At 70.2% G+C, this 12,817-nt stretch carries 13 protein-coding genes; 5 read left to right on the top strand and 8 right to left on the bottom strand.

All coding sequences use genetic code 11. The features are described 5' to 3' along the window. The first annotated feature begins 161 nt into the window (after nt 1-161). Both A6B37_RS05520 and A6B37_RS05515 read left to right on the top strand, forming a co-directional pair. Complete coding sequence (locus A6B37_RS05520; protein WP_111825153.1) at nt 162-1,526, top strand: APC family permease; 1,365 nt, start codon at nt 162-164, stop codon at nt 1,524-1,526. 51 nt (nt 1,527-1,577) lie between these two features. Beyond that, nucleotides 1,578-2,417, top strand: coding sequence for a class I SAM-dependent methyltransferase (locus tag A6B37_RS05515; RefSeq protein WP_102771171.1), 840 nt, complete (start codon nt 1,578-1,580; stop codon nt 2,415-2,417). On the opposite strand, the gene A6B37_RS05510 is transcribed toward A6B37_RS05515, so the two are convergent. The 5 genes from A6B37_RS05510 to ydiK all read right to left on the bottom strand — a co-directional run bounded on the left by A6B37_RS05510 (nt 2,414) and on the right by ydiK (nt 7,337). After that, nucleotides 2,414-3,721: a HipA domain-containing protein gene (locus A6B37_RS05510; RefSeq protein WP_111825151.1), complete on the bottom strand. Its 1,308-nt coding sequence runs from the start codon at nt 3,719-3,721 to the stop codon at nt 2,414-2,416. The genes A6B37_RS05515 and A6B37_RS05510 overlap by 4 nt on opposite strands. 15 nt (nt 3,722-3,736) lie before the next feature. Next, nucleotides 3,737-4,081, bottom strand: a complete 345-nt coding sequence (locus A6B37_RS05505; protein ID WP_111825150.1) for a helix-turn-helix domain-containing protein — start codon at nt 4,079-4,081, stop codon at nt 3,737-3,739. Between the two features lie 119 nt (nt 4,082-4,200). Continuing rightward, nucleotides 4,201-5,145, bottom strand: coding sequence for an LD-carboxypeptidase (locus tag A6B37_RS05500; protein WP_111825547.1), 945 nt, complete (start codon nt 5,143-5,145; stop codon nt 4,201-4,203). Between the two features lie 202 nt (nt 5,146-5,347). Then, nucleotides 5,348-6,181, bottom strand: a complete 834-nt coding sequence (locus A6B37_RS05495; protein WP_102771174.1) for an RNA pseudouridine synthase — start codon at nt 6,179-6,181, stop codon at nt 5,348-5,350. 61 nt (nt 6,182-6,242) lie between these two features. Then, the gene (ydiK, locus tag A6B37_RS05490) at nt 6,243-7,337 is read right to left on the bottom strand and encodes an AI-2E family transporter YdiK (protein WP_246842375.1); all 1,095 of its coding nucleotides are present in this window, start codon (nt 7,335-7,337) and stop codon (nt 6,243-6,245) included. A 204-nt stretch (nt 7,338-7,541) separates the two neighbouring features. On the opposite strand from ydiK, the gene A6B37_RS05485 reads away from it, so the two are divergent. Continuing rightward, a complete protein-coding gene (locus A6B37_RS05485) occupies nt 7,542-7,736 on the top strand; it encodes a hypothetical protein (RefSeq protein ID WP_102771178.1) in 195 nt (64 codons plus the stop codon). Nucleotides 7,737-7,760: 24 nt separating this feature from the next. On the opposite strand, the gene A6B37_RS05480 is transcribed toward A6B37_RS05485, so the two are convergent. Then, the gene (locus tag A6B37_RS05480; protein WP_111825148.1) at nt 7,761-8,783 is read right to left on the bottom strand and encodes a DNA-binding protein; all 1,023 of its coding nucleotides are present in this window, start codon (nt 8,781-8,783) and stop codon (nt 7,761-7,763) included. Nucleotides 8,784-8,896: 113 nt separating this feature from the next. Between A6B37_RS05480 and A6B37_RS05475 the strand changes: the two genes are divergently transcribed. Beyond that, a complete protein-coding gene (locus tag A6B37_RS05475; RefSeq protein WP_111825147.1) occupies nt 8,897-9,979 on the top strand; it encodes a site-specific integrase in 1,083 nt (360 codons plus the stop codon). 96 nt (nt 9,980-10,075) lie between these two features. After that, complete coding sequence (locus tag A6B37_RS05470) at nt 10,076-11,572, top strand: sensor domain-containing diguanylate cyclase (protein WP_348639085.1); 1,497 nt, start codon at nt 10,076-10,078, stop codon at nt 11,570-11,572. An 8-nt stretch (nt 11,573-11,580) separates the two neighbouring features. On the opposite strand, the gene A6B37_RS05465 is transcribed toward A6B37_RS05470, so the two are convergent. Further along, the gene (locus A6B37_RS05465; RefSeq protein ID WP_111825144.1) at nt 11,581-12,315 is read right to left on the bottom strand and encodes a transferase; all 735 of its coding nucleotides are present in this window, start codon (nt 12,313-12,315) and stop codon (nt 11,581-11,583) included. 191 nt (nt 12,316-12,506) lie between these two features. Then, nucleotides 12,507-12,659: a hypothetical protein gene (locus tag A6B37_RS26035; protein WP_168202119.1), complete on the bottom strand. Its 153-nt coding sequence runs from the start codon at nt 12,657-12,659 to the stop codon at nt 12,507-12,509. Nucleotides 12,660-12,817 lie beyond the last annotated feature (158 nt).

The following is a 12,817-nucleotide window of genomic DNA, read 5'->3' as shown; positions in this document are numbered from 1 at the left end:
AGGAAGTGTCGCAATGGGCCAGACGCTTCCTGCATTTTTTTCGGGTAAACCCGAAGAAACTTTCCAGGACATATCCGAGTCGATAATTGTTCAGGTTATTGTCAGATGCTGCCGCCCGGCGGCATCCGCGCCTGCCCTTTCCCGCCGACCCGAGAGCCCCGATGACAAGGTCCGCCGCGCGTTCGTCCGCGAGTCTCCAGCATGCGCCCCCTGCCGCCGGCCTGTCGGTGCTGGATGCGACGATGGTGCTGGTGGGCGTGGTCATCGGCATCGGCATATTCGGTTTTCCTCCGCTGGTGGCCCAGCACGCCGCTTCCGAAGCCGCCTATGTGGCGCTGTGGGTGGCGGGCGGCTGCGTGATGCTGGTGGGGGCGCTGTGCTATGCGGAGCTGGGCTCGGCCTATCCGGGCGCCGGCGGCGAATACCTGTACCTGACGCGGGCCTGGGGCCAGCGCGTGGGCGTGATGTTCGCGTGGGCGCGCTGCACGGTGATCCAGACCGGCGCGATCGCGGTGGTGGCCTATATCTATGGCGATTATGCGCAGCGCCTGGCGCCGCTGGGCGATTACGGCCCGGCCCTGCACGCGGCGCTGTCGGTGGTGGCGCTGACCGCGCTGAACGTGGCGGGCACGCGCTATTCCAAGCGCCTGCAATGGGTGTTCACGCTGCTGACGCTGGTGGCGCTGGCCGCGGTGCTGGTGGCCAGCCTGTCGGCCACCGCGCAAGGCCCGCTGCGCGACGTGGCGCCGATGCCGCTTGCCGGGCATCCGGCCGGCCTGCTGGGCATGGGCATGGTGTTCGTGCTGCTGACGTACGGCGGCTGGAACGAGGCCGCCTATCTGAGCGGCGAACTGCGCGAGCCGGGCCGCAACATGAGCCGCGTGCTGCTGCTGGGCACCGTGGTGGTCACCGCCGCCTATGTGCTGACCAACCTGGCCCTGCTGGAGATCTTCGGGCTGCAGGGGCTGCGCGACACGCCCGCGCTGGGCGCCGACGTCATGCAGCTGGCGGCCGGCCCGTATGCCGCGGCCCTGCTCAGCCTGACGATCTGCGCCACGGCGCTCAGCACCATCAACGGCACCATCATCACCGGCGCCCGCGTGTACTGCGCGCTGGGCCGTGACGTGCCGCGCCTGGGCGCGCTGGCGGCCTGGAACGCGCGCAACGAAACCCCGGCCGCCGCGCTGCTGGCGCAGGGCGCGATCACGCTGGCGCTGATCGGGCTGGGCGCGTTCAGCAAGAACAGCGTGCAGACCCTGGTGGCCTATACCGCGCCGGTGTTCTGGCTGTTCATGCTGCTGGTGGCGGCCTCGGTGTGGCGGCTGCGGCGGCTGGACCCCGACCGTCCGCGCCCGTTCCGGGTGCCGCTGTATCCCCTGCCCCCCTTACTGCTGGCGCTGGTGTGCGCCGGCCTGGTGTATTCGAGCGCCGTCTACGCGGGAGCCGGCGCCCTGATCGGATTGGCCGTCCTGGCGGCGGGCCTGCCCATGCTGCGCCTGGCCCGCCCGCAGCCGCCGCCAGATTAGGCGCGGCGCTTGCAGACGGCTTTACGCAACCCCACGCAAGGAGCCTGCATCATGCAAATCGCGATTCCGTTCCAACGGCCCGGCGTCCGGGCGGCTTCGGCCGCGGCGCTGGCCCTGGCCTGCGTTCTGGGCGCCGCCGCGCAGGCCGCGCCCGCGGCGGCCACCGAACAACAGCAGGACTACGAGCCCAGCGTCGGCCAGGACGGCAAGGACGTCATCTGGGTGCCCACGCCCCAGACCCTGGTCGACAAGATGCTGGACATGGCCAAGGTCACGCCGCGCGACCGGCTGATGGACCTGGGCTCGGGCGACGGCCGTACCGTGATCACCGCCGCCCAGCGCGGCCTGACGGCCCAGGGCATCGAGTACAACCCGGACCTGGTGGCGCTGTCGCGCCGCAACGCCGAGCGCGCCGGCGTGGGCGACCGGGCCACGTTCGTGGCGGCCGACCTGTTCGCCACCGACCTGTCCAAGGCCGACGTCATCACCATGTTCCTGCTGTCGACCATCAACGAAAAACTGCGGCCCAGGCTGCTGGAGCTGGCGCCGGGCACGCGCGTGGTGTCGAACACGTTCCGCATGGGCGACTGGGAGCCGGACGCCGAGGAAACCGTGACCGAGAACTGCAGCAGCTATTGCACCGCGCTGCTGTGGATCGTGCCGGCCAAGGTCCAGGGCAAGTGGGACGTGGACGGCCAGACGCTGCACCTGGAGCAGCACTACCAGAAGCTGTCCGGCAAGCTGGGTTCGGTCCCGATCTCCGATGCGCGGCTCAACGGCGCCGAAATCGCCTTCACGGTGGACGGCGTGCGTTATACGGGCGTGGTCAATGGCAAGACCATGAGCGGCAAGGCCGCGGGCCGCGGGAGCTGGTCGGCCAGGCGCGCCTAGGAATCGTTGCGCCAGGCCATCAGCGAGGCCTCGACGTGGCCGACTTCCTGGGCGCTCATGCCGGCCATGTCGTAGTAGCGCCGGCGTTCGGCCACCACGCCGCGCACGTGGTCCAGGATCTGGCGCGCGGCGGTTTCGGAGCGCAGGCCGAAGCGGCGGTATTCGCTCAGACAGTTCTGGAACGAGCTTTCGCGCCCGGCCGCGCCGATATGCAGATAGTGCCTGGCAGAGCCTTCCTGCGTCACCACGTCGAACAGCGGCGACAACCGGTAGCTGTGGGCGTTTTCGTCCTTGAGAAAGCCGACGTTCTTCAGGTGGTCGTCGGTGTTGTGCACGGCCACGTTCAGCACCATGCGGGCGTAGAGCTCCTTCAGGTCCTGCACCGGGTTGGACGACACGCGGCGGGCCACGTCGGCCAGCCGGGCGTAGGAATACGTGGCCTTGCCGCGCGGCCCGTCCAGTTCGCGCTTGCCGATCTGGACGGACGGGCTGATGAGCGAGGCCCCGCTCAGAAAATGGCGGCGCGCGACGATGGGGTCCGCGCCCTTGCCCGCCGGCAGCAGTTCGCGGTCGAAGCGATGGGTCAGCAGCACCGCGCCCAGCCGCGTTTCGGCCAGCCGGATCTCGGGAACGGTCAGGCCGATGGCCCTGGCCATCTGCAGGTTGGCGTACTCGACCCGCTGGCGGTCGTAGGAATCGCCCTTGCGCGGGAATTTGGCGATCCACATCTCGCCCTGGTCGTCGCGCACGATGGTCTTGGGGCGCGCCCCGCCGATGTCCCATGAACTGCCCAGGATGTCGCGGTACAGGCCCTTGGGCTTGACGCCCTGGTCGATGTCGGTGAGCAGCCCGGCCAGCGATTCCAGCTGGCTGACTTCGGGCAGGCGGTAGGTCTTGCGCATATTGGGCGTGAGCTGGCGCGCGCTGAAGAACAGCGCCCCCACGCCCATTCCGCGGCCCTTGAGCAACACCTCGTCTTCGGTCACGCGCGCGCCGGCGTTGTCGATGCGCATGACGTTGCGGCCCCAGGCGTCGGGCGCGGCGTCGAATATGGCGCCGAGTTTTTCGTAGCGGCTTTCGGTGCGGAACGTGCTGCGGGCGTCGACCAGCGGCAGGTTCAGCGGGTCCAGCGCGAAGGCGCGCGGGTCATCCACGTAGGACTGCACGTAGGTGAATTCGGCGAAAAAGCGGTTCTCGTCCGTGTCGTCCAGCGTCAACAGGCCGGCCAATACGGCCTCGCCGCGGATATCGACGTAGACGTACAGCTCGCTTTCGACCGATTTGTGCTTCTTGCCGGTAGCCATGTGCGCAGACGCTTCTTACAGCCGGGTGGGATCGGCCCGGTGCGAGTGCAGCGCGCCCGCGCCGCCGCGGCTGGGCCGGCGCATTGCGTCGAGCCGCTTGCCGACGCCGTCCTGCTCGGGATCGCCGAGCGCGTAGAGCTGGTCCGCGTAGCCGTACTGGAGCAAGGCTTCCACGGCCAGCGCCAGCGACACGCCGCCGTCGCCGCGTTCGAGACGGGCGATGGTGGCGCGCGACACGCCCATGCGGCTGGCCAGCGTGGACTCGGTTTCGGCGCGTCGCAGCCGGGCGGTGCGGATATTGGCGCCGATCCGGGCCAGCGCCTCGGCGGCCTCGAAGCTGGGTTCGATCTTCTTTTTCATGACTCAATAATAGTGCTTAATCTATTGGAATGCACCATAAATGAGGCATGTTGAAAAGTAAACCGAGTCATTAATAGCGCATTGAGGCTAGTTTTGCATTATTAATGATGCATTTCCAGCTATCGGATCACTACGGCCTGTTCCAGGCGCAGCGCGCCGCGCCCGGTGTCCAGCGTCACGCGCGCGCCCAGCGGCAGGGTCAGGTTGGGATTGCCGTGGCCGCTGGGCCAGCCGCCCAGCACCGGGATGCCGCGGCCGCGGAACTGGTCCAGGATCAGCGGATACAGCATGCCCTGGGCCTGCGCGTCGTCCATCTGCACGCCCAGGATGCGCGTGAAGCTGCCGACCAGCACGCCCTTGACGCCGTCGAACTTGCCGGCGGCGGCCAGCTGGTTCAGCAGCCGGTCCACGCGCGGCAGCGCCTCGTTGACGTCCTCGATGAAAAGAATCGCGTCGCGCGTGTCGATCTCGTAGGGCGAGCCGATCAGCGCCGCGATCAGAGCGAGGTTGCCGCCCACCAGCCGCCCGGTGGCCGTTCCCGGCACCAGCGTGGTGGCGGGGGCGTCCAGCGGCGGGTCGATCCAGGCGCCCTGCCCGAACTGCCCGCTCAGCATGGCCAGCAGATGCGATTCGGTCGGCTCGCGTTTGCCGGCCAGCATGTCCTGCGCCAGCATCGGGCCGTGGAAGGTCACGAAGCCGGCGCGCCGCTGCAGGGCCAGATGCAGGGCCGTGATGTCGCTGTAGCCGATGAAGGGCTTGGGATGGCGGCGCAGCAGCTCGTAGTCCAGCCCGTCCAGCAGGCGCCACGAGCCGAAGCCGCCTTGCAGGCACCACACCGCACTGACGTCGGGCGCGGCGAAGGCGGCGTGCAGATCGGCCAGCCGCTCGGCGTCGCTGCCGGCCAGGTAGTCGTACGGCGGCTGCAGCCGGACGCGCGAAGCCGGCATGACCTGCGGCGCGTAGCCGCGCTCCTGCAGCCATTCGGCGGCCTGGTCGCTGGCGTCGGGCGCGGCCGAGGCCGGCGCCACGATCGCCACTTTCGCGCCGGGCCGCAGCGCCGGCACCGGCGAGGCGGCCGTGCCCGGCGAAACCGGAGGCGCGGCGGGCGCCAGCGTGGCCGGCCGCCGCGGCGCGACCGGCGCGCGCGACGCACAGCCGCCCAGGACGGCGGCGGACAGGCCCAGGGCCCCCGCCTGGATGAGAAAACTGCGGCGCGGGGACGGCTGGCCGTGGTTTGCTGCTTTGCTGCTCATGTCCTTCCTTTGATCAGAACCGCTCATAGCCCAGTCGGTAGCGCCACAGCCCCGGCGCCAGCCCCGCCATGGGCAGGCGGCCGATGCGGATGCGGCGCAGCGCCAGCAGCCGCAGGCCGGCCGTGTCGCAGACGTACTCGATGAATCCCGGCGCCGGCGTCTTCAAGGCGAAGCGCAGATGGGTTTCGTTCTGCCAGCTGACCTTCATGGGCGTGGCCGGACGGCCCTGCCAGGCCAGGCCGCGCTGAAGCCGCGCCAGATCGCCCTCGCCCAGCGCACCCGCGACTTCGGCGATGTATTCGTGCTCGACGTGGCGCGCGTCTTCGACCAGCTTGCGCATCACCGGATATTCCTGCGTATAGACCAGCAGCCCGCTGGCGGCGCGCTCCAGCGGCGTGGCCAGCTTCAGGCCATTGAGCATGCGCTTGAGGAAGCGCAGGCCGGAGCGGTCGCCGGGCATCAGGTTCTCGGGCAGGATCAGGTCGCGCGCCGAGCCGGGTTCGTCGTTGGCGTACAGGCCGGCGGGCTTGTGCAGCAGGATGGTGACGGGCTGCGCGGGTTCCAGCCGGGCGCCGGGCAGCAGCGCGACAGCCTGTTGCGGGGCGACCCGGAAGCCCGGCTCTTCCACGGTCTTGCCGTCCACCGCGACCCAGCCGCCCTCGATATAGCGTTCGGCGTCGCCGCGCGAGCACTGCTGTAGCGCGGCCACGCGCTTGGCCAGGCGCTCGCTGCCGTCGGCCGGCTTGCTGTCCTGGCGGGCGGTATTGCGGGGGGCGTTTCTGGACGCCGCGGCGCGGCGTGGAAGAGTCAGCGTGCCGGCGGCGCGCGTGTGGGGAGGCTTCGACATGGAACTGGCGGATGGCGTGACTGAAACCGCGGGCGCGCACGCCCGCGTCGAGAGGCGAATGTTACGCCCTTGGCCCGGACCCGGGCGCTTGCACGGCCTGCGGCGCGGGCGTTTCGTCGACCCAGGCGTGCAGCAGCGTCTGCGTCACGGCCAGGATGACCGGGCCGATGAACAGGCCCACGATGCCGAAGGCGAACATCCCGCCCAGCACGCCGGCCAGTATCAGCAGCAGCGACAGGTTCACGCCGCGCTTGATCAGCATGGGCCGCAGCAGGTTGTCCAGCATGGCCACCACCAGCGCCCAGGCCAGCAGAATGCCGGCGGCCAGCTTCATGTCGTTCTGGAACAGCCACACCACGCCGCCCAGCATGGGCAAAAACGGGCCCAGCTGGGCCAGGCACAGCATGACCATCAGCGCGGTCAGGATGCCGGCGGCCGGCACGCCGGCGATCCACAGGCCGATGCCGCCCAGCACCGACTGCACCACCGCCGTCACCACGATGCCCAGCGCCACGGCGCGGATCGCCAGCGCGGCCAGCCTGACGGCGGACATGCCGCGCTGCCCGGCCAGCCGGTTGAAAAAGCGCAGCACGAACTGGGCGGCCACGTCGCCGCGGCTGTACAGAATGCCGGCGATCACGACCGTGATCAGCATGTGCATGGCGAACACGCCGACGATGGCGGCATGGCCGAGCAGCCAGCGCGCGGCGATGGTGAGATACGGTTCCAGCCGGGCCAGCAGCCCGCCCGCGCCGGCATCCGACAGCGCCTGCCATTCGTGGGCGATGCGCGGGCCGGCCAGCGGAATGCTGCCCACCCACGCCGGCGGCGCCAGCAGCGCGTAGTCCGGCAGGCTCTTGATGGCCGCCATGATGGCGCCGCCATGCAGCGCCAGGGTGGCGATCACCTGGTACAGCGGCAGCACGATCACGAACAGCAGCAGCAACAGCATGACGATGGTGGCGATCCAGCGGCGTCCGCCGCAGCGGCGCTGGATCGCCAGCAGCACCGGCCAGGTCGCCACGACAATGGTGGTGGCCCAGACCAGGCCCGGCAAAAACGGCCGCAGGATGTAAAGACTGCCTATCGTCAGCCCGGCAAGTATGGCGATGACGAGCAGGACACGGGCGATATCGACCGGTTGACGTGGCTGCACCGGCGGCTCCTGACAGGGCCCGCGGCCCTGGATGGTTGCGCATGGCGGCCGTGTGGCGCCCGCCCGGGTGCCTCGCGCCATAGCGTTTCGCTGCAATGTATCCGAAATTCCCCGGTTCGGGGACAGGGCCGAAGGCGGGCACGCGACTTGCCGGCAACGCCGGGCCTGCCGCGCTTGCGGCGGCCATCTTTAGCGAGGTACGCCATGAGGACCCTGACCACCGCCGGCCTGGTGCTGGCCGTCATGCTGGCCGGCTGCTCCGGCACCGGAACCAGTTCCTACAGCTCCACTTCGTCGCGCCCGTCCGGCTCGACGGCGGCCAATCCGGCCAACTACCACTCGTCCAGCTTCGGCGAGCCCAACAACGAGCCGTTCCAGGGCGTGTATCCGGGCCATTGACGTTACGCCCGGCCCGCCGCGGCGTCAGGGGCGCGAGCCGTCGGCGGGCGGCGCGCCCGCGCTCAGCGCCACAAGGTGGCGCGCCATCTCGCCCAGTTGCGCGTCCTTGGCCTTGAGCTGTTCGGCGCTGTCGTCGGCCCGGGTGGTGGCGGCGGCCAGCGCGGCCTGCAACGCGCGTTCGCGTTCGCGCGCCAGCGCCGCGTCGGCGCGCACCGCGGCCAGATCGGCCTCGAGGCGCTGGCGTTGCTCCTGCGCCTCGGCGCGCGCGGCTTGCGCGCCCTGCTCCGCCTGGCGCCGCTGCGCCTGTTCATCGGCCAGGGCCTTGTCCGACCGCGCCTGTTGCTGTTGCGCGGCGGCCTGGGCGTCATCCAGCCGGGCCTGCAGGCGCTTGACCGCGCCGCGTTCGGCGTCCAGTTCATTGAGCCAGCGGCGTTCATGCGCCGAGTGGCGGGATTGCAGCGCTTCCAGCGCCTGGGCGTGGCGGCTGCGGGACTGTTCGGCATCGGCCAGCAAGGCCTGGGCGGCCGCGCGCGACTCGGCCAGTTCCTCCTGCAGCTGTGCCAGCCTGTCGTCGCGCAGGCGCAGCTGGTCTTCGGCCGCCAGCAGCCGGTCTTCGGCCGCCGCCAGTTGCGAGGTGGCCACGCGCAGCGCTTCCTGCAGGTCGCGCTCGCGCTGGGCCAGGCCGGCCTCGCGCCGCTGCAGTTGCTCGGCGTCGGCCGCCAGCCGGCCGCCCTCCTGCGCCAGTTCTTCCCAGCGTTCACGATAGGCCTGGGCCTGCTGCGCGCGGGCTTCGGCCTGGGCGGCTTCCCAGAAATGCGCGGCGGCCTGGGCCACCGGGTCGGGCACCGCCGGCGCGGCGGCGAAGGCGCCGGGGTCCTTGATGCGCGCGCCCAGGGCGCGGAACCAGGTCTCCAGATACGGGCTGACGGTATTGGGCGACCCGCGCCCGATCTTCTGGCGCACGCGTTCGATGGTGGGCCGCGCGCCTTCCAGCAACAGGGCGTCGGCGGCGCTCCAGACGTCGGTCTCAGTAATTCCGGTGGCCATGGCTGGTTTTCCGTCAGATTTTCGGGATAATTACCCTCGATAAGTGAACCTTATCGCGAGTAATCTATAGAATATGTTAGATATCATACTGCATATGTATGTATTTTAATAAAATGCCGCCGCTGATCCCAAAAACCGCCCTGCCAATCCTGAATCCCGCCGCGCTGGACGCCCAGGCCCACGCCGCCATGCGCGAGCTGATGCGCGAAGGCAGTTCGGCCAACACCGCGGCCGCCTACCGCGCCGCGATCCGTTACTGGACGGCCTGGTACGGGCTGCGCTACGGCCAGCCCTTCGCCCTGCCCCTGCCCGAGGCCGCGGTCATCCAGTTCGTGGTCGACCACGCGCAGCGCGACACCCCGCAAGGCCTGAAATGGGAGCTGCCGGCGGCGCTGGACCGCGAGCTGGTGCGCCTGAAGGCCAAGAGCCGGCTCGGCCCGCCCAGCCTCAATACGCTGCAGCAGCGCCTGGCGGTGCTGTCCAAGGCCCACGAGCTGCACGGCCATCCCAACCCCTGCCGCGCCGCGCGCGTGCGCGAATTGCTGGCGCGGACCCGCCGCGCCTATGCCGGCCGCGGCGCGGCGCCCGCCCGCAAGGCGGCGCTGACGCGCGAGCCGCTGCAGGCGCTGCTGGCGACTTGCGACGATTCCCTGCGCGGGGTGCGCGACCGCGCCCTGCTGCTGTTCGCCTGGGCCAGCGGCGGGCGGCGCCGTTCCGAGGTGGCGCGCGCCACGGTCGAGAACACCCGGCGCACGGCCGACGGTTTCCTCTACACCCTGGCGCAATCCAAGACCAACCAGTCCGGCGCGCGGCGCGCCGACGACCAGAAGCCCATCGTCGGCCCGGCGGCGCGCGCGCTGGACGACTGGCTGCGTATGAGCGGCATCACCGCGGGCCCGCTGTTTCGCCGCGTGCGCCGCGGCGGTGTGCTGGGCGAGCCGCTGGCGCCCGCGGCGCTGCGCGACATCGTGCAGCAGCGCTGCCGGCTGGCCGGGCTGGAGGGCGACTTCTCGGCGCACAGCCTGCGCTCGGGCTTCGTGACCGAGGCGGGCCGGCAGAACGTGCCGCTGGGCGACACCATGGCGCTGACCGGCCACAGCAGCGTGGCCACGGTCATGGGCTATTTCCGCGCCGGCTCGGCCGCCCGGTCGCCGGCCGCCCGGCTGCTGGACGAGCCCGAGGGCGGCCCACGGTAGAATTCCGGGCAGCTCCCCTGCCTCGACCCGGCCCTCCCCCTCATGCGAATCCACCTACGCGGGCTCGTGCTTGCGCTCACCATATTCAGCGCGCTCGTGTCCACCGTGAATGCGCTTTATGCCAGCTACCGCGTCCAGCGCGAACAGCTCATCGCCAATACGCTGGAAGCCAACCGCGTTTACGCCGCCAAGCTGGCGGAAAGCACGGGCGTGTTCCTGAAGTCGGCCCAGCGCCGGCTGGAATACAGCGCCCGCCACCTGGCCGCGCGCATCGACGCGCCGGACCTGCTCGCGGCCGAGGCCATGCGGCTGCAGGAACAGGACGACAGCTTCAATACGGTGGCGATCGTCCGGGCCGACGGCACCCTGCTGGCCACCTCGCAGACCCTGCGCGGATACCTGGGCGTGCGGGTCGACACGCCCGGCAGCCGCGCCGCGCTGCAGGCGCGCCAGCCGCTCATCAGCAAGCCGTACGTCTCGCTGACCGGCGTGCTGCTGCTCACCGTCTCCCATCCCATCCTGGCCGAGAACGGCCGCTACCTGGGCTACATCGCGGGCACCATCTATCTCAGCGACGAAGGCGCGCTGCACACGCTGCTGGGCAGGCATCCGTACCAGGACGGCTCCTATCTCTACGTGGTCGACGCCGAGGGCCGGCTGCTCTACCACGAGGACCCCGGCCGCGTGGGCGACAACGTCAGCCGCAATCCGGTGGTGGCCGCCGTGATGCGCGGACAGGCAGGCGCGCAGCGCCTGGTCAATACGCAGGGCGTGGACATGCTGGCCGGCTACGCCAGCGTGCCCGCCAGCGGCTGGGGCGTGATCGCGCAGCGGCCCACCGGGGCGACGCTGGAGCCGCTGGACCGGCTGATCTGGATTCTGGTCGGCTACGCCACGCCGTTCGCGCTGCTGTTCCTGCTGGCCATCTGGTGGTGCGCGCGCAAGATCTCGCAGCCGCTGTCGCAGCTGGCCACCAATGTGGAACACCAGGACATGGCGGTGGCGATGCAGCGCGTGCGTTCGGTGCGCGCCTGGTATTTCGAGGCGCGCCGGCTCAAGCTCGCCGTGATCCGGAGCTTCACCAACCTGCAGGACGAAATCGGCAAGCTCAACCAGGCCAGCATCACCGATCCGCTGACCAGCCTGTACAACCGGCGCGGGCTGCAGGCCGCCGTGCAGCGGCTGCAGGCGGCCGAGGCGCCGTTCGCCGTGGTGGCGCTGGACATCGACCACTTCAAGCGGGTCAACGATACCCACGGCCACGCGGTGGGCGATGAAGTGATCCGCAGCCTGGCGCAATTGATGCGCGACGGTTCACGCCCGTCGGACGTGCTCTGTCGCAACGGCGGCGAGGAGTTCCTGATGCTCCTCCCCGCCGCCGGCGCCCGCGAAGCCGGCAACGTGGCCGAGCGCCTGCGCCGGCGCGTGCAAGCGCAGCAGCTGCCCGGCGTGGGCGCCATCACGATTTCCGCCGGCGTGGCGCAATGGCCGGGGGGCGGCGCGGACGTGGGCGCGGCGTTCCGCGAGGCCGACGAGGCGCTGTACGACGCCAAGCAGCAGGGCCGCAACCGCGTGGTGACGCACGCGCCCTGACCCGCCTTTCAGTCCACGATGGGCCACAACCCGGGCGCGATGCGCGTCCACAGCTCGGCGCTCATGGCCTCGGGTTTGTGCGCGGGCAAGCGGGTGCGGCGCTTGAGGCGGCCGCCCTTGCAGGCGAACACGATGCGATGCGCCAGCGAGGTGTCGCTGACCTCCACCACCGATCCGGCAAAGCGCTGCCGGATGCGGCCCAGATAGCGTTGGGTATTGAAGTCCGACGCATGGAAGTTGCACACCATCAGCCCCTCGGCGGCCAGGGCGCGCCAGCACGCTTCGTAAAAGTCCGCGCTCGCCAGTTGCGGCGCGATGCCGCCGATCTGGAAACCGTCGACCAGCACGGCGTCATACTCGTCCCGGTAGTTCCGGATCAGCTCGGCGCCGTCGCCTTGCAGCACCGTGAAACGCTCGTCGTCGTCGGGCACCAGGAACGAATCGCGCAACGCGATGACCTGCGGATTGATCTCGTAGACGTCGATGCGCGCCGACGGCAGATAGCGGTAGCAGAACTTCGCGAGCGACCCGCCGCCCAGGCCCACCATGGCGATGCGGCGCGGCTCGGGATTGAGCAGCAGAAACCCCATCATCAGGCGCGTGTACTCCAGGTTCAGCGCGTAGGGATCGCCGGTCCACATGCGGCTCTGTATCTCTCCGCGCGAGAACATCAGGGAACGCGAGGTCGGCGTGACATAGATGAAGGGCCTGACCATCGGGCGGCTGGAGGGGCTTTCAGGCATACCGGGTGCTCGCTATCGGAAAAGTCGCGCCAACGGCGGCGCAGGCGCAGGCCGCCGCGCGGCGCGTGGGCCGCAACGGCGGGAACTGCGGTGCGTGAATGCAGCACCGCCTGCGGCGGCGCGGCGCGCCATCGCAGGCGGATACGTGGAGAGGGCCGGCCCGGACGGGCCGGCCGACACAGGCTTGGGGCTTAGGCCGTCGAGCGCGAGGCCTCGCGGTCCTGGTGGGCGTCGGCCTTGGCCGCGGCGGTCTTGGCGTCGGTGTCCTGCTTGGTCTCGGGCGCCTTCCAGTTCAGCGGCGGAATCTCGAAGCGCGACTTCTTGCTGGCCAGTTGATGAGACATGGGCGTTCTCCTGTTCAGGGCGTATGGCTTGCCCGGCACAAGCGCGATACGCAGGATTCAAGCGCGCCCGGGATGCGGCTCCCTGGCGGGATGCGGGCGCATGCTAGGCGGGCGGCGCTGGCGAAGCAACGGCCGGAACGCGCCCGGCCATCGCTGGA

It is taken from the genome of Achromobacter sp. HZ01 (assembly GCF_003267925.1).
Taxonomy (GTDB): Bacteria; Pseudomonadota; Gammaproteobacteria; order Burkholderiales; family Burkholderiaceae_B; genus Achromobacter; species Achromobacter pulmonis_A.
Note: the sequence above shows the minus strand (reverse complement) of the source record. Positions and strands in the feature narration are given on the sequence as shown.